Annotated in this window: 15 protein-coding genes; 8 read left to right on the top strand and 7 right to left on the bottom strand. The window is 66.9% G+C overall.

What is annotated here, in order from left to right; all coding sequences use genetic code 11:
* Positions 1-417: 417 nt before the first annotated feature.
* The 5 genes from VQ067_RS01670 to desA all read right to left on the bottom strand — a co-directional run bounded on the left by VQ067_RS01670 (position 418) and on the right by desA (position 6,321).
* The gene (locus VQ067_RS01670; RefSeq protein WP_003084261.1) at positions 418-1,389 is read right to left on the bottom strand and encodes a GGDEF domain-containing protein; all 972 of its coding nucleotides are present in this window, start codon (positions 1,387-1,389) and stop codon (positions 418-420) included.
* A 112-nt stretch (positions 1,390-1,501) separates the two neighbouring features.
* A complete protein-coding gene (locus VQ067_RS01665; protein ID WP_009315018.1) occupies positions 1,502-2,464 on the bottom strand; it encodes a LysR family transcriptional regulator in 963 nt (320 codons plus the stop codon).
* A 52-nt stretch (positions 2,465-2,516) separates the two neighbouring features.
* Positions 2,517-3,473 carry an agmatinase gene (gene speB / locus VQ067_RS01660; RefSeq protein ID WP_022580766.1) on the bottom strand — a complete coding sequence of 319 codons (957 nt, stop codon included), beginning with the start codon at positions 3,471-3,473 and terminating at the stop codon, positions 2,517-2,519.
* Positions 3,474-3,528: 55 nt separating this feature from the next.
* Positions 3,529-4,914, bottom strand: coding sequence for a sodium:solute symporter (locus VQ067_RS01655; RefSeq protein ID WP_003104497.1), 1,386 nt, complete (start codon positions 4,912-4,914; stop codon positions 3,529-3,531).
* 228 nt (positions 4,915-5,142) lie between these two features.
* Entirely contained in the window at positions 5,143-6,321 is a 1,179-nt protein-coding gene (desA, locus tag VQ067_RS01650; RefSeq protein WP_003104496.1) for a delta-9 fatty acid desaturase DesA, read from the bottom strand.
* A gap of 171 nt (positions 6,322-6,492) precedes the next feature.
* Here desA and VQ067_RS01645 point away from each other — a divergent pair, with 171 nt between their 5' ends.
* The 6 genes from VQ067_RS01645 to VQ067_RS01620 all read left to right on the top strand — a co-directional run bounded on the left by VQ067_RS01645 (position 6,493) and on the right by VQ067_RS01620 (position 13,149).
* Positions 6,493-8,775, top strand: a complete 2,283-nt coding sequence (locus VQ067_RS01645; RefSeq protein ID WP_003084250.1) for a putative bifunctional diguanylate cyclase/phosphodiesterase — start codon at positions 6,493-6,495, stop codon at positions 8,773-8,775.
* A 163-nt stretch (positions 8,776-8,938) separates the two neighbouring features.
* Entirely contained in the window at positions 8,939-9,121 is a 183-nt protein-coding gene (oscA, locus tag VQ067_RS01640) for a sulfur starvation response protein OscA (RefSeq protein WP_003084246.1), read from the top strand.
* Positions 9,122-9,297: 176 nt separating this feature from the next.
* Complete coding sequence (locus VQ067_RS01635; protein WP_003084243.1) at positions 9,298-10,296, top strand: sulfate ABC transporter substrate-binding protein; 999 nt, start codon at positions 9,298-9,300, stop codon at positions 10,294-10,296.
* A gap of 161 nt (positions 10,297-10,457) precedes the next feature.
* Positions 10,458-11,276, top strand: a complete 819-nt coding sequence (gene cysT / locus VQ067_RS01630) for a sulfate ABC transporter permease subunit CysT (protein WP_003084241.1) — start codon at positions 10,458-10,460, stop codon at positions 11,274-11,276.
* Between the two features lie 10 nt (positions 11,277-11,286).
* Complete coding sequence (gene cysW, locus VQ067_RS01625) at positions 11,287-12,156, top strand: sulfate ABC transporter permease subunit CysW (protein ID WP_003084239.1); 870 nt, start codon at positions 11,287-11,289, stop codon at positions 12,154-12,156.
* A gap of 3 nt (positions 12,157-12,159) precedes the next feature.
* Positions 12,160-13,149 (top strand): sulfate/molybdate ABC transporter ATP-binding protein, encoded by a 990-nt coding sequence (locus VQ067_RS01620; protein WP_003084237.1) that lies wholly within the window; start codon positions 12,160-12,162, stop codon positions 13,147-13,149.
* A gap of 12 nt (positions 13,150-13,161) precedes the next feature.
* Here VQ067_RS01620 and VQ067_RS01615 read toward each other — a convergent pair whose 3' ends face one another.
* Positions 13,162-13,860, bottom strand: a complete 699-nt coding sequence (locus tag VQ067_RS01615; RefSeq protein WP_033991364.1) for an ArsR/SmtB family transcription factor — start codon at positions 13,858-13,860, stop codon at positions 13,162-13,164.
* 93 nt (positions 13,861-13,953) lie between these two features.
* On the opposite strand from VQ067_RS01615, the gene VQ067_RS01610 reads away from it, so the two are divergent.
* Both VQ067_RS01610 and VQ067_RS01605 read left to right on the top strand, forming a co-directional pair.
* Positions 13,954-14,706, top strand: a complete 753-nt coding sequence (locus tag VQ067_RS01610) for a sulfite exporter TauE/SafE family protein (protein WP_022580821.1) — start codon at positions 13,954-13,956, stop codon at positions 14,704-14,706.
* A gap of 171 nt (positions 14,707-14,877) precedes the next feature.
* Positions 14,878-15,636, top strand: coding sequence for a M48 family metallopeptidase (locus tag VQ067_RS01605; protein ID WP_003084230.1), 759 nt, complete (start codon positions 14,878-14,880; stop codon positions 15,634-15,636).
* A 39-nt stretch (positions 15,637-15,675) separates the two neighbouring features.
* Here the strand turns inward: VQ067_RS01605 and VQ067_RS01600 are convergent, their stop codons facing one another.
* Positions 15,676-16,191 carry an Mpo1 family 2-hydroxy fatty acid dioxygenase gene (locus tag VQ067_RS01600; RefSeq protein WP_003084225.1) on the bottom strand — a complete coding sequence of 172 codons (516 nt, stop codon included), beginning with the start codon at positions 16,189-16,191 and terminating at the stop codon, positions 15,676-15,678.
* Positions 16,192-16,265 lie beyond the last annotated feature (74 nt).

The following is a 16,265-nucleotide window of genomic DNA, read 5'->3' as shown; positions in this document are numbered from 1 at the left end:
AGCGAACGGAAGCGTGTGCATGGGCGTACTCGTGTCTTGTTATTGTGCGGCGGGTGTCTCGACCCACCGCCAGTGAAGGCAATTTGTAAGCCAATCTTTCCATCGGGCTCCGCCTTCGCATCCTCTCGGGCTTCCTGCCCTTCTCCCGGCTGACGGGCCGAAGGGTATCGGCAAAAAACCGCCTATTACAGCTTCCTTTCTGGCGAGTTACCGCCACGTTTCAGAAAATCGTTATTTCCTGCGCTTTATAGCGCGTGGGTAATAAACAGTAAAATATCCGCAATAAACCTAAAAAGAATTAATTATTCGTATTTAATAGCTTTAAGGAATATTGTACCGCAGCCGCAGCCTGCCGGTCGCCTCCCCAAAGAGGTATTCCGTGGCGCCGTCGACAAAACGGAAACGTTTGCCCAGCGGTCAGCCCACGACGATGCAGTCCTTGCCCTGGCGCTTGGCCGAGTACATCGCGGCGTCGGCCCGGCTGTAGAGGGCACCGAGCCCCTCGTCATCAGCCTGGAGGACCGTCAGGCCCTGGCTGACGGTGATCCCGAAGCTTTGTTCGCCCTCCTGGAAGCGCAGGCGTTGCACCTCGCGCTGCAGGCGTTCGCCGATCTGTCGCGCGGTCTGCTCGTCGCAGCCGGGCAGCAGCACGGCGAACTCCTCGCCGCCGATCCGCCCGAACAGGTCGCCACGGCGCAACGCGGCACTGCCGCTCTGGGCGATACGCTGGAGGACCTGGTCGCCGACCTGGTGGCCGAAGCGGTCGTTGATCTTCTTGAAGTCATCGACGTCCAGCAGCAGGAACGCCAACGGTATCCCCTCGCGGCGACACTCCTTGAAGGCCGCCTCGGCACTGTCGAAGAAATAGCGACGGTTGCTGCTCTGGGTCAGCACGTCGGTGGTGGCCAGCCGTTGCAGCTCGCTCTCCATGTGCTTCTTGTCGGTGATGTCCTCGGCGATGCCCACCACCATCAGCGGCAGTCCCGCCTCGCCCTGGCGACTGACGAAGCACTTGTCGTTGAGCCAGCGGACCTCGCCGTCGCCGCGCACGATGCGGTATTCGCGTTGTTCCACGGCGCCACGTTCGAGCACCTGCAGCAGGCTGCTGTCGGCGTAGTCGAGGTCGTCCGGGTAGATGCTGTTGCGCCACTCCTCGTAGTCCGCCAGCAGCAGCGCCGCGGAACGGCCGAAGATTTTCTCGTAGGCGGGGCTGACGTAGACCATCCGCCGGTTCTGCCAGTCGTAGGCCCAGAGCACCGAGTTGACGCTGGCCAGCAAGGCGCTGAAGAGTTGCTCGCGCTCCTTCAGCCGGGCCACTTCGGCACGGCTGTGCAGCAAGGCCAGCGCGGCCTCCTGCGGGTCTTCGGGAATGCCGGTTAGGTCGTCCATGGATCGTCGCTCTGCTCGCGGAACGGGTTCGACCGCCAACTTAGCGCAGGGGTCGCGGCGATACAGAAATGCCCGCCGAACGGCAGGGAAAGGCTCCAGCCAGTGCGCTCGATCACAATTGCCGAGCGATGCCGTTCGTATTCGCCGGAGCCTGCACGCCCAATTGTTTCTGCGCCTCGAACAGCGAGCGCAGGAACAGGGTCAGGGTCGGTCGTTCTTCGTGTCCCTGGCGGGTAATGCAATGGAATTCCGAGTCGTAGGCCAGTTGCCGTGGCCGGATCGCCCGCATGCGCCCTTCGGCGACCCAGGTGGCGGCATAGTGCGTCGGCAGGTAGCCGATGTAGGTGCCGCTGAAGACCAGGGTAGCGATGGCCTCCATGGTGTAGGCGTCGGTTCCCTGGTTGAAGCGCAGGTCGTGCGGGCGGTGGTTTTCCGCCATGTAGCCGCGGCCGACATAGTCGGCGGCGCAGATCTCGCCCAGCGTCGGCTCGTCGTCCGCCCGGGCGAAGAAGGGGTGCGCGCTGCCGCAATAGAGGTTCTGCTCCTCGCGGAACAGGGGTTGGTAGTAGAGCCCGGACAACCGGTGGTGAAAGGCCCCCACCGCCAGTTGCAGGCGCTCTTCCAGCACCGCGTGTTCGAGTTCGTCGGGACGCCGCGTGTGCAGCTTGAGCAGCACCTCCGGGGCGCGCTGGCGAAACAGCCGGATGGCCAGCGGCAACGGCAGGCAATGCTGGCCGATGACGCCATCGACGCAGCCCAGGTGCAACGCCTCGCGATCGCGCCCGCCGAGGCCACGGACCTGCTCGCGGAAACGGGCGATGTCGCTGAACAGGCCGAGCGCGGCGTCGTAGAGTTCCTGTCCCTCCTCGGTCAACTGGAAACCGCCGTTGCCGCGCCGGCACAGGGAATAGCCCAGGCGCACCTCCAAGTCGCGCACCAGCACGCTCAGGCGCGACAGGCTGGTGTTCAGGCGCGCCTGGGCGGCAGTGAAGCCGCCGGCCTCGACGATGGCGCAGAAGGTGCGCAGCATGCGCAGGTCGATGTCGTTGAGGTTGCCCAGCATTCCCGCCCCCATGGCGTTCGGTCCGCCTTCGTTATAGCGCCAAAGCCGGGCCGGCGGAACGCCGTCAGGCGCTTCGCGCGGCCGACTCGGCAAGCAGGCAGAGCAGCTCGAACATTATGGTCGCCCCCACCAGCGCCGTGGCGCCGCCGACATCGAACGGCGGCGAGACTTCCACCACGTCGGCGCCGACCAGGTCCAGCCCGCGCAGGCCGCGGACCAACTGCTGGGCCTGGAGGCTGGTCATGCCGCCGATCTCCGGGGTACCGGTGCCGGGCGCGAAGGCCGGGTCGAGCACGTCGACGTCGAAACTCACATAGGTCGGCCCGTCGCCCACCACCCGCCGCGCTTCGGCCAGGGTCGCCTCGACGCCCAGTTCGACGAACTCCTCCATGTGGATCACGCGGATGCCGCACTCGCGGGCGAAAGCGTCGTCGTCCGGCGAATACACCGAGCCGCGGATGCCGATCTGCACCGTGCGCAGCGGATCGAGCAGACCTTCCTCGATGGCTCGGCGGAATGGCGTGCCGTGGGTGTAGGGGTTGTCGCCGAAGTAGCGGTCGTTGGTATCGGAATGCGCATCGAAATGCACCATGCCCAGCGGCCGCTCGCGACCCAGGGCGCGAAAGATCGGCAGGGTCACCAGGTGGTCGCCACCGACCGACAGCGGCAGGGTGCCGGCGGCATGGACCTGGCGATAGAAGCCTTCGATGCGGCGCAGCGAATCGAGCAGGTCGATGGGATTCACCGGCGCGTCACCGAGGTCACCGACCCGCACCAGGTCGTAGGGCGCGATGCGGCTGACGTGATGCACCTTGCGCATCAGGCTGGACAGGTTGCGCACCTCGCGCGGGCCATGGCGGGCACCGGCGCGGTTGGTGGTGCCGCCATCCCAGGGCACGCCGATCAGGCCGACCTGCAGCGCCGCCGGGTCGGTGAACGCCGGCAGGCGCATGAAGGTCGGGATACCGGCGAAGCGGGGAATCTCGGCGGCGTCGAGGGGCTGCGGATGGTCGTTCGACATGGGGCGTCTCCGTGTGGCGGGAAGAAAGCGCCGGGCGCCGCCCGGCGCGGTGGGTTCATTCCGGCTGGGCTCGCAGGCTGGCGGCAGGACGGGTAGCCAGGCTGACCGCGACGAAGGTCGCCAGGCTGGCCAGCAGGCCGTAGACGATCGGCGAGTTGGCGAGCAGGCCGTCGCGGGCCATGCAGGCGATCACCGCCAGGCAACCGGCGACGATGCTGGCGATCGCTCCCTGCGGACTGGCCCGACGCCACAGCAGCGCGCCGACGATCGGCACCAGCAGGCCGCCGACCAGCAGGTTGTAGGCGATGCTCAGGGCCGCGATGACGTCGTTGACCAGGCACGCCAGGACCAGCATCGCCACCCCCATCAGCAGGGTGATGCAACGGCTCAGGCGGATGTCGCTGGTGGTACCGGGGCGCAGGAAGCGCGCATAGATGTCTTCCTGCAGCACGGTGGCCGCCGCCAGCAGGCACCCGCTGGCGGTGGACATGATCGCCGACAGTGCGGCCGCCACCACCAGGCCGCGCAGGCCCGGCGCCAGTACCTCGCGGGTGATCTCGGCGTAGGCGTTCTCCGGCACCGCCAGGTCCGGCAGGAGGACCCGCGCCGCCGCGCCGATCAGCGCGCAGGCGGCGCCGTAGAGCATGCAGTAGACGCCGGCACCAAGCCCGGCGTAGCGCACCACCGTCTCGCTGCGCGCGGTGAACACCCGCTGCCAGATGTCCTGGCCGATCAGCGCGCCGAAGAAGTACAGGAGGAAGTAGGTGAGGATGGTATCCAGGCCGATGTGGCCGAGGTCGAAGAAGCCCGCCGGCAGCACCTCCTGCATGCGCGCCAGGCCACCGGCGCCGTCGATCGACAACGGCAGCAGGACCAGGAAGATACCGACGGTCTTGATCACGAACTGGATGATGTCGGTCAGCGTAAGCGACCACATGCCGCCGATCACCGAATAGACGATGACGATCCCGCCACCGCAGAGGATCGCCGGGATCCGCGGGATGCCGAATACCACTTCGGTGACCGAGCCGATGGCGATGGTCGCGGTGACCGCCACCATCAGGTCGTAGGCGACCATGACCACCCCGCCGATCAGGCGCGAGGAGGCCTGGTAGCGCTGCTCCAGCACCTGGGTCACGGTGAACACCCGCAGGCGCGCGATCTGCCGCGAGAACACCAGACTGAGGACGATGATCCCCAGGCCGAGCATGAACACCAGCCACAAGCCGGACAGGCCGAACTGGTAGCCGAGCTTGACCGTACCGATGGTCGACGCGCCGCCGAGCACCACCGCGGCCATGGTTCCCAGGTAGAGGCCGGGGCCGAGGCGGCGTCCGGCGACGAGGAAATCGCTCTGGCTCTTCGCCTTGCGCATTCCGTACCAGCCCAGGCCCAGCATGGCCAGGGCGTAGACCAGCATGATCAGGTAATCCAGCAACATCGCCCGCGCTCCTTTTCTTGTTGTTCTGCGTGACGCCCGGCGTGGCGCCTGGGCACGCCGAAGATAGGCCGGGCGCCGCCCGGGCTGAATCCCGGATCGGGCAAGTCGACTTGCGGAGGAAGAGAAGTATCGGCGGGGCGTCGCATTGGCGACGCCGAAACGCAACGCGCCGGCAGGAGCCGGCGCGTTGCAGAGGCGGCTGACGCACCCGCGAGGGCGCGCCAGGCGTCAGGCGGGACGCAGCGAGTAGGTCTTCAGTTGCGCGGCGAACTCCTTCAACGACTGGATACCGCTGGCTTCCGCCTCATGCACCCAGTCCTTGATCGCCGCCAGCATGTCGTGGCCGTTGGCGCTGGTCTTGGCCCAGATCTGCTGCAACGCCAGGCGCTTCTCGTAGATCACCTTCAGCGCCTGGCTGTGGGCGAGCATCGAGTCGATGCGCACGTGGTGGCGGTCCTGCAGCAGGCTGGTCTCGCGCGACAGCAGGCGCTTGGCGCGGCGGAACAGGTGGCGCACCGACTCGTCGGCCTTGGCCACTTCCTGCTTGACCAGCGGCGCGATCACCAGCTTGCGGTACTGCGCCATGATCTGGAAGCGGTTGTTGAGGATCGCCATGGCGGTGTCCATGTCCAGGCTGTGCTTGCCCTCGACCCGATGGGCGATCGGCGCGACCCGGGCGACCCTGGCCAGGCGCAGGAAACTGAACAGCTTGATCCAGGCCCAGCCCAGGTCGAATTCCCACTTCTTCACCGACAGCTTGGCCGAGTTCGGGTAGGTGTGGTGGTTGTTGTGCAGCTCTTCGCCACCGATGAGGATGCCCCAGGGCACCAGGTTGGTGGCGGCGTCGCGGCATTCGAAGTTGCGATAGCCGACCGCGTGGCCGAGGCCGTTGACCACGCCGGCGGCCCAGAACGGAATCCATACCATCTGCACGGCCCAGACGGTCAGGCCAAGGGCGCCGAACAGGGCCAGGTCGATGAGCGCCATCAGCACCACGCCGCCGATCGGGAAGCGCGAGTAGAGATTGCGCTCGATCCAGTCGTCCGGGCAGTTCTTGCCGTAGATGCGCAGGGTGTCCTGGTTCTTCGCCTCGGCCTTGTACAGCTCAGCGCCTGCGCGCAGGACGGTGAACAGGCCCTTGTGCACCGGGCTGTGCGGATCCTCGACGGTCTCGCACTTGGCATGGTGCTTACGGTGGATCGCGGTCCATTCGCGCGTGTTCATCCCTGTGGTCAACCACAACCAGAAACGGAAGAAGTGCTGCAACGCAGGGTGCAGGTCGAGTGCACGGTGGGCGGAATAGCGATGCAGGTAGACGGTCACGCTGACGATGGTGATATGCGTCAGCACCAGGGTAACTGCCACCAGTTGCCAGGGCGACAGGTCGAGAAAACCGTTGAACCACATAGGCGGTACTGAACCTCGGGGGGATTTGGGAGTGATGAGGGCCTTGTCTGACAAAACCTGGGGGCATTATCACCAAGCGGCTGGGGATTACCATCCGTTCTTTTAGATATGAACAGGGCCGGATGGCCATCATTTATACTGCCCGGCCAATAATTGCCCACTGAAAATCCCATGAGCCCCCGCCTGAGTGCCCTTCGCCTGAGCCTGGCTTATCTCGCAATCGCCATCGCCTGGGCGTTCCTGAGCGATCATTTGTTACAAAACCAGGTCCAGGACCACGACCAGCTGGTGTTCTGGATGACCGCCAAGCGGCTGTTCTTCTTCGCCGCCACCGGCCTGCTCCTGTACCTCTACCTGGTACGCCAGTTTCGCCGCAAGGCCCAGGCCTACGACGAACTGCACGGCAGCGAGCAGCGCCTGAACCGTGCCCTGGAAGCGGTGCGCGACGGACTCTGGGATTGGGACCTGGTGACCGACCGGATGTTCGTCTCGCCGGGCTACGCCGCGCTGATCGGCCTCGCCCCGGAGGAACTCGGCGACCCCATCGAGACCTGGAAGAAGCGCCTGCACCCGGAAGAGTACGCCACCGTGCTGGAGGCCCACCGCAACCACCTGCAGGGCCTGACCGACAATCTCGACCACATCTACCGCCTGCGCCACAAGGACGGCGACTACCGCTGGATCCACTCGCGCGGCCGGGTCCTCCGCGATGCCCTGGGCAAGCCGCTGCACTACACCGGCGTGGCCCGCGACATCACCCTGCAGCGGCTCAAGGAAGACCACCTGCGCCAGGCCGCGGCGGTATTCGACAGCACCCGCGAGGGCGTTCTGGTCACCGATGCCCAGGCGGTGATCGTGCACGTCAACCCTTCCTTCGAGCGCATCACCGGCTACCGTTCCGAGGACGTGCTCGGCAAGACCCCGGCGATCCTCCGCTCCGGCCGCCAGGACCAGGCGTTCTACCAGCGCCTGTGGCTGGCCCTGCGCGAGCAGGACGTCTGGAGCGGAGAGATCTGGAACCGTCGCAAGAGCGGCGAGATCTACCCGCAGTGGCTGCACATCCGCGCGGTGCGCAACGACCAGGGCCAACTGACCCACTACGTCGGGGTGTTCTCCGACCTGAGCAGCATCAAGCGCTCGGAGAACGAGCTGGACTTCCTCGCCCACCACGACTCGCTGACCGGCCTGCCCAACCGCGTGCTGCTGCGCGAGCGCATCGAGCAGGCGCTGGAGAACGGCAAGGACCGGACGGTGGCCGGGGCCCTGCTGCTGATCGACCTCGACCACTTCAAGCACATCAACGACAGCCTCGGCCACACCACCGGCGACATGCTCCTCAAGGAAGTCAGCAAGCGCCTGCAACACCAGCTCGACGAGCGCTGCCTGCTGTCGCGACTGGGCGGCGACGAATTCGCCATCCTCGTCGAGAACGACGACCCGGAAGCCGTCGCGCGACTCTCGCAGCGCATCCTCGACGGTTTCAACGCGCCGTTCGACATCCACTGCCAGCCGATCTATATCAGCGCAAGCCTCGGTGTCAGCCTCTACCCGGAAGACGCCAGCGACGTCGACCACCTGATGCAACACGCCGACGCCGCGCTGTTCCAGGCCAAGGACAGCGGGCGTAACGCCTACGCCTTCTACACCCGCGTGCTGACCGCCCGGGCCCGCGCCCATGTCCAGGTGGAATCGGCCCTGCGCCATGCGCTGGAGCACGACGAACTGCGCGTCCACTACCAGCCGGTGCACGACCTGGCCAGCGGGCGGATCGTCGGCGTCGAGTCGCTGGTGCGCTGGCAGCATCCCGAGCGCGGCCTGGTGCCGCCAGGCGAGTTCGTCCCGGTGGCGGAGGAATGCGGGCTGATCGCCGCGCTGGACAACTGGGTGCTCAAGCGTGCCTGCCGGCAGATGCGCGAGTGGCAACAGCGCGGTGTCGAGCTGGAGTTCGTCGCGGTCAACGTCTCCAGCCGGCTGTTCAACCGCGGCGGCCTGGAAGAAAGGATCGCCAATGCCCTGGAAGAGTCCGGGCTGGAGCCCCGCTACCTGGAGCTGGAAGTCACCGAAAGCGCGGTGATGGAGGACTTCGAGCAGTCCCTCAACCTGCTCTGCCGCCTGCGTATCCTCGGCGTGAACCTGGCCATCGACGACTTCGGCACCGGCTATTCCTCGCTGATGCGCCTCAAGCGGCTGCCGGTGCACAAGCTGAAGATCGACCAGGGCTTCGTCGCCGGCCTGCCCGGCGCGGTGGACGACGCCGCGATCGCCCGGGCGATCGTTGCCCTGGCGCAAAGCATGGGCCTGCGGGTGGTTGCCGAGGGTATCGAGCACCAGGACCAGGCGCTGTTCCTGCGCGAACATGGCTGCGACTTCGGCCAAGGCTACTGGTACGGACGGCCGCAACCGGCGGAAGCGCTGCGCTTCGACCTGCCGCCCGTGGCGTTGCCGGAAGACTGAGCCTGGCGGCGAAGCCGGGCCGCTTCGCCGTCTTATAACCACTTTACCTATAAAGATTCTTAAACAATATTTTTAAGAATATTGCCCACTGCTTACTATGCACCTCACGCCGCCTCCACTTCGTCGAGCAACGCGGCACCTCGAGCCACAGGAGCAGAGACCCATGAGCGCAACCCTCAGAAGCCTGGATGGCCAGGACGAAGCCACCATCCTGCGTGAAATCCAGAGTGCCCTGCGCGGCCTGCGCTTCGGCGCCGTCGAGATCACCGTGCACAACGGCCAGGTGGTGCAGATCGAGCGCAAGGAAAAATTCCGTCTGCAGCAACCGGCCGTCAAGCAGGCCTGAAGCACACGACCCGACTGGACCACCGGAGGCGTCTCGCCATGAACATCCGTTCGATACCCCATCCGCACCGGTACTGCAGCTGTCGGCCGCGAATGCGCGCCTGACGCCCCGTGTTCCCGTCGTTCCGCCAACACCCCATTAGAACAATCGAAACAGCACACACCTAGGAGCTGCACATGTCCCTTCGTCGTTTCGCCCTGGCCGCACTCGCCAGCGCCCTGGTCTCCGGCCCGGTTGCCGCGGCCACGCAACTGCTGAACGTTTCCTACGACCCGACCCGCGAGCTGTACCAGGCCTACAACGCGGCCTTCATCAAGCACTGGAAGGCCCAGGGCGGCGAGGACCTGACCGTCCAGCAGTCCCACGGCGGCTCCGGCAAGCAGGCCCGCGCGGTGATCGACGGGCTCAAGGCCGACGTGGTGACCCTGGCCCTGGCCGGCGACATCGACGAACTGCACAAGCTCGGCAAGCTGCTGCCGGCCGACTGGCAGGCACGCCTGCCGGACAACAGCACCCCCTACACCTCGACCATCGTGTTCCTGGTGCGCAAGGGCAACCCCAAGGGCATCAAGGACTGGGGCGACCTGACCAAGGAAGGCGTGGAAGTCATCACACCGAACCCGAAGACCTCCGGCGGCGCGCGCTGGAACTTCCTCGCCGCCTGGGCCTGGGCGAAGAAGCAGTACGGCAGCGACGAGAAGGCCAAGGACTACGTGCAGGCGCTGTACAAGCACGTACCGGTGCTCGACACCGGCGCCCGCGGCTCGACCATCACCTTCGTCAACAACCAGATCGGCGACGTGCTGCTGGCCTGGGAGAACGAGGCGTTCCTGGCGAAGAAGGAACAGGGCGGGGAAAACTTCGAGATCGTCGTACCCTCCATCTCCATCCTCGCCGAACCGCCGGTCGCGGTGGTCGACAAGGTGGTCGAGAAGAAAGGCACCCGCAAGGTCGCCGAGGCCTACCTGCAATACCTGTACAGCGAGGAAGGCCAGCGCATCGCCGCGCAGAACTTCTACCGGCCGCGCAACCAGAAGGTCGCCGCCGAGTTCGCCACGCAGTTCCCGAAACTGAACCTGGTCACCGTCGACTCCGATTTCGGCGGCTGGAAGACGGCCCAGCCGAAGTTCTTCAACGACGGGGGCATCTTCGACCAGATCTACCAGGCGCAATGATCGCGACGGCAGACCCGTCGCCCGAACCACGGCCCCTCTCCCAGACCCTCTCCCGGACGGGCGAGGGGGCTAGCAGGCCCGGTCCCGTACCGGGCCCACTGCCGGAAGGAACCGGCACCGAGAGAGCCACCAAGCGTTCCAACGCAGAGTAAGGACAGAACATGTCACGACGCATTTCCCCGGTCATACCCGGCTTCGGGCTGACCCTGGGATACACCCTGGTGTACCTCAGCCTGCTGGTCCTGATCCCGCTGGGGGCCATGTTCCTCAAGACCACCCAGCTCAGCTGGGAGCAATTCTGGGCCATCATCAGCGCGCCGCGGGTGCTCGCCGCGCTCAAGCTGAGCTTCGGCACCGCGCTCGCCGCCGCCGTGCTCAACGGCTTGATCGGTACGCTGCTGGCCTGGGTCCTGGTGCGCTACGAATTCCCCGGACGGAAGATCATCGACGCCATGATCGACCTGCCCTTCGCCCTGCCCACCGCCGTCGCCGGCATCGCCCTCACCGCGCTCTATGCGCCGGCCGGCCTGGTCGGCCAGTTCGCCAGCGACCTCGGCTTCAAGATCGCCTATACCCCTCTGGGGATCACCCTGGCGCTGACTTTCGTGACCCTGCCGTTCGTGGTCCGCACGGTGCAGCCGGTGCTCGCCGACATTCCCAAGGAAGTCGAGGAAGCCGCCGCCTGCCTCGGCGCCAGGCCGCTGCAGGTGTTCCGCCATATCCTCGTGCCGGCGCTGCTGCCGGCCTGGCTGACCGGTTTCGCCCTGGCCTTCGCCCGGGGCGTCGGCGAATACGGCTCGGTGATCTTCATCGCCGGCAACATGCCGATGAAGACCGAGATCCTGCCGCTGCTGATCATGGTCAAGCTGGACCAGTACGACTACACCGGCGCCACCGCCATCGGCGTGCTGATGCTGGTGGTGTCCTTCATCCTGCTGCTGCTGATCAACCTGCTGCAGCGCCGCATCGAAACCCCGTAAGGAGGGCGCCATGTCCAGTGCAAGCATTTCCGCTGCCACCGCCAGCGCCTCCCGCCGCGGCAACGCCGGCGGCCGCCTGGCCCTGATCGTCCTGGCCTGGCTGGTCTTCGCCCTGTTCCTCCTGCTGCCGCTCTACGTGGTCCTGAGCGAGGCGCTGAAGCAGGGTTTCGGCACCTTCTTCGAGGCGATCCTCGAACCCGACGCGCTGGCCGCGCTGAAGCTGACCCTGATCGCGGTGGCCATCTCGGTGCCGCTCAACCTGCTGTTCGGCGTCGCCGCCGCCTGGTGCGTGAGCAAGTTCGAGTTTCGCGGCAAGAGCATCCTGGTGACCCTGATCGACCTGCCGTTCTCGGTCTCGCCGGTGATCGCCGGCCTGATCTACGTGCTGTTGTTCGGCGCCCAGGGCTACTTCGGCGAATGGCTGAGCGACCACGACATCCAGATCGTCTTCGCGGTGCCCGGCATCGTCCTGGCGACCCTCTTCGTCACCGTGCCCTTCGTCGCCCGCGAACTGATCCCGCTGATGCAGGAACAGGGCACCCAGGAAGAGGAGGCCGCCCGCCTGCTCGGCGCCAACGGCTGGCAGATGTTCTGGCACGTGACCCTGCCGAACATCAAGTGGGGCCTGATCTACGGCGTGGTGCTCTGCACCGCCCGGGCGATGGGCGAGTTCGGCGCGGTGTCGGTGGTTTCCGGACACATCCGCGGCGTCACCAACACCCTGCCGCTGCACGTCGAGATCCTCTACAACGAATACAACCACGTCGCCGCCTTCAGCGTCGCCAGCCTGTTGCTGCTGATGGCGCTGGTCATCCTTCTGCTCAAGCAGTGGAGCGAATCCCGCATGTCCCGACTGAAAAGCAATGCTGACGAGGAATGAACCATGAGCATCGAAATCCGTAACGTCAGCAAGAACTTCAACGCCTTCAAGGCCCTGGACGACATCAACCTGGATATCCAGAGCGGCGAGCTGGTGGCCCTGCTCGGCCCCTCCGGGTGCGGCAAGACCACCCTGCTGCGGATCATCGCCGGGCTGGAAACCCCGGACGCCGGCAACATCGTGTTCCATGGCGAGGACGTCTCGCAGCACGACGTGCGCGACCGCAACGTCGGCTTCGTCTTCCAGCACTACGCGCTGTTCCGCCACATGACGGTGTTCGACAACGTCGCCTTCGGCCTGCGCATGAAGCCCAAGGGCGAGCGGCCGGGCGAGTCCGCGATCAAGGCCAAGGTCCACGAGCTGCTCAACATGGTGCAGCTCGACTGGCTCGCCGACCGCTATCCAGAGCAGCTCTCCGGTGGCCAGCGGCAGCGTATCGCCCTGGCCCGCGCGCTGGCGGTGGAGCCGAAGATCCTGCTCCTCGACGAACCCTTCGGCGCCCTCGACGCCAAGGTGCGCAAGGAGCTGCGCCGCTGGCTGGCGCGCCTGCACGAGGAGATCAACCTGACCTCGGTGTTCGTCACCCACGACCAGGAAGAGGCGATGGAAGTGGCCGACCGCATCGTGGTGATGAACAAGGGCGTGATCGAGCAGATCGGCTCGCCCGGCGAGGTCTACGAGAACCCGGCCAGCGATTTCGTCTACCACTTCCTCGGCGACTCCAACCGCCTGCAACTGGGCAACGACCAGCACCTGCTGTTCCGCCCCCACGAGGTGTCGCTGTCGCGTTCCGCGGTGGCCGAGCACCGCGCCGCCGAGGTCCGCGACATCCGTCCGCTGGGGGCGATCACCCGGGTAACGCTGAAGGTCGATGGCCAGGACGAACTGATCGAAGCCGAAGTGGTGAAGGACCACGACAGCTTGGCCGGCCTGGCCCGCGGCGAGACCCTCTACTTCAAGCCGAAGGCCTTCCAGCCGGTGGCCAATCTCTGATCCCCGGCGGGTTCAGCCCGCCGTGCGCTCCGCCAGGCCGCGCAGTCCCGCGCGGCCCTTCGACGACACCTGCAACGCCCGCGAGCCGTCCTGCGGCCGCAACCAGCCCTGGCGCAGACAGGCCTCCAGCAACGCCGTCCCCAGCGCGCCGCCGAGGTGCGGCTTGCGTTCGCTCCAGTCGGGGCAGGCGCAGGCGAACTGCCGACGGCGGCGGCGGACCTCCGCCAGGTCGATCCCCAACCCGGCCAGCCCGGCCTCGCCGGTCGCGCTCAGGCGCAGCGTCCTGCCCTCCTGCTCGATCCAGCCGGCATCCAGCATCCGTGCGAACACACCGACCGCGAGTTCGCCGGCCAGGTGGTCGTAGCAGGTCCGCGCCTCGCGCAACGCCGACGGCGTGCCGTGGCTCGGCGGCAGGCTGCGCCGCTGCGGCTGCAGGGCCAGGGAGGCGCTGGCCAGCGCTTCCACCGCCTGCCCCACTTCCGGCCCGGCCAGGCGATAGAAGCGATTGCGCCCGCGCGCCTCCAGGCTCAGCACGCCGCCCTCGACCAGCCGTCCCAGGTGGCCGCTGGCGGAGGACGGCGAAACGCCTGCCAGCAGCGCCAGCTCGCTGGCCGGGCGGGCGCTGCCATCCATCAGTGCCCAGATCATCTGCGCGCGGCCGGGATCGGCGAGCAGCGCCGCCAGCGAACTGAAGCCGGGATTGAATTGCATGCTTCACCTCCGGATGAAACATTGCCTGTCGACGACGAGAGATACTGGCCGCCATCGCCCGTTCGCGCCAGCCCGAGACAAGGAAGAACCCGCATGTCCGTCGACCTCCACGCCCTGATCCCGCTGATCGCCCTCACCTTCCTTCTCGCCGGCTTCGTCAAGGGCGTGGTCGGCCTGGGCCTGCCGACGGTCTCGGTGGGCCTGCTCGGCCTGGCCATGCCGCCGATGCAGGCGGCGGCGCTGCTGATCGTACCGTCGATGGTGACCAACCTCTGGCAGCTCGCCTGCGGCCCGCGCTTCCTCGGCTTGATGAAGCGCCTGGCCGGCCTGCTGCTCGGGGTGGTCGTGGGCACCCTGCTGGTCGGCGCATGGCTCGGCGGCGACGCACCAAGGCAGGCCACCGGCGTGCTCGGCCTGGCCCTGGCGGCCTACGCGCTGCTCGGCCTGGCCGCGATCCCGCTGCACCTGCCGGCACGCCACGAGCCCTGGGCCGGCCCGCTGGTCGGGCTGGCGACCGGCGCGCTGACCGCGGTCACCGGGGTTTTCGTGATTCCCGCGGTGCCCTACCTGGGAGCCCTAGGATTGCAGCGCGACGAACTGGTCCAGGCCCTCGGCCTGTCGTTCAGCGCCTCGACCCTGGCCCTGGCGGTCACTCTCGGCGTGCATGGCGACCTGCTCGAACCGCAGATGCTCGGTGCCTCGCTGCTGACCCTGGTCCCGGCGCTGGGCGGGATGCTCCTCGGCCAGTGGCTGCGCCAGCGGATCAGCGCGACGCTGTTCAGGCGCTGCTTCTTCGTCGGTCTCCTGCTGCTCGGCGCCGACCTCGCCTGGCGCGGTTTCCACTGACGCCAGGGACGCATTGCGCACCCGCCAGGGCGGGCCTGCGGCCTTCGCGGGACTTCCGACGAACGGCACAAGCCGCTATCATCCGCCGCCGCGCGACCCCCACCGGGCGCGCGGCACCGGGCGGAACACGCCCGTCCGGCACGGAACGCCACCTATCGCAAGGAGCACACGATGAAGACCCGTCTTTCCCTTTCCGCCCTGGCCCTCGCCTGCGCCACCCTGGCCGGCTGCCAGAACCTGCCCCAGGGGGACCTCATGCAGCACGGCATGATGGCGGTGAAGGCCGCCACCCTGAGCGACGCCGAGGTCCGCCAGGTCGCCGACCAGGCCTGTGCCGAGTCCGACCAGCAGAACCGCATCGCCCCGGCCAACAGCAAGTACGGCCAGCGCCTGGACAAGATCGCCAAGGCCCTGGGCGACCAGATCGACGGCGTGCCGGTGAACTACAAGGTCTACCTCACCGAGGAGGTCAACGCCTGGGCCATGGCCAACGGCTGCATCCGCGTCTACAGCGGGCTGATGGAGCTGATGAGCGACAACGAGATCGAAGGCGTACTCGGCCACGAGATGGGCCACGTCGCCCTCGGCCACACCCGCAAGGCCGCCCAGACCGCCTACGCGGCCGCCGCTGTGCGCGGCGCCGCCGGCGCCTCGAAGAGCGGCGCGCTGGCCGCCCTGTCCGGCTCCCAGCTGGGCGAACTCACCGAATCGCTGGTCAACGCGCAGTTCTCCCAGTCCCAGGAATCCGACGCCGACGATTTCTCCTACGAGCTACTGAAGAAGCGCGGAGTGAACACCCAGGGCCTGGTCACCGCCTTCGAGAAGCTGGCCAAGCTGGGCGGCGGCGACAGCAGCATGTTCGATTCGCACCCGGGCTCCCAGGCCCGCGCCGATCACATCCGCCAGCGCATCGCTGCGGATCGCAAGTAACGCTCCCGCCCCGGTCTCCCGCGCTCGCGGGAGACCTTCTCACGCCGCCCGCTTGTGCTCGCGAATGCAGGTCGGGCCGGCGCGCTCCTCGACCTCGCGCTGCACGTCGCCGCGCAGCCCCAGCAGAAAGGCCAGTTCCGCCAGCACGAAGAGCGGACCGACGATCAACCCGCTGAGATCGTCGACGAAGGCCGGCTTGCGTCCTTCGTAGTAATGACCGACGAACTGGATGATCCAGCCGACCACGAACAGGCCGACGCCCCAGCCCAGCCAGGCCGCGGTAGTCCCCGCCGCCAATTGCGCAGCGCCCCACACCGTCAGCGCCAGCAGCGCCGTCATGGCCGCGCCGAAGCGCAGGTCCAGGCGCAGGTAGAACAGCGCCGCGGCGAGCGCCAGCAGCAGCGCCGGAGACAGGCCGAACCCCAGCGCCGGCCGCGCCAGCAACACGGCGATGGAGAGGACGATCATCGGAATGCCGATGAAATGGCTGAAGATGTTGCGCCGGTCGCGGTGGTAGGCGGCGTATTGCGCAAGGTGATCGACTAGGGTTTTCATTGTTGTGGTCTCACGCCAGGGTTCTCGCATCATCGCGCCGCCCCGGTTTTCCACTCTGTCAGCTAGACGACAAA

The sequence above is a fragment of the Pseudomonas sp. KBN12P06040 genome (assembly GCF_037574965.1).
Classification (GTDB): domain Bacteria; phylum Pseudomonadota; class Gammaproteobacteria; order Pseudomonadales; family Pseudomonadaceae; genus Pseudomonas; species Pseudomonas aeruginosa.
The sequence above is the reverse complement of the archived record's forward strand: the minus strand, read 5'-3'. Positions and strand labels throughout refer to the sequence as shown.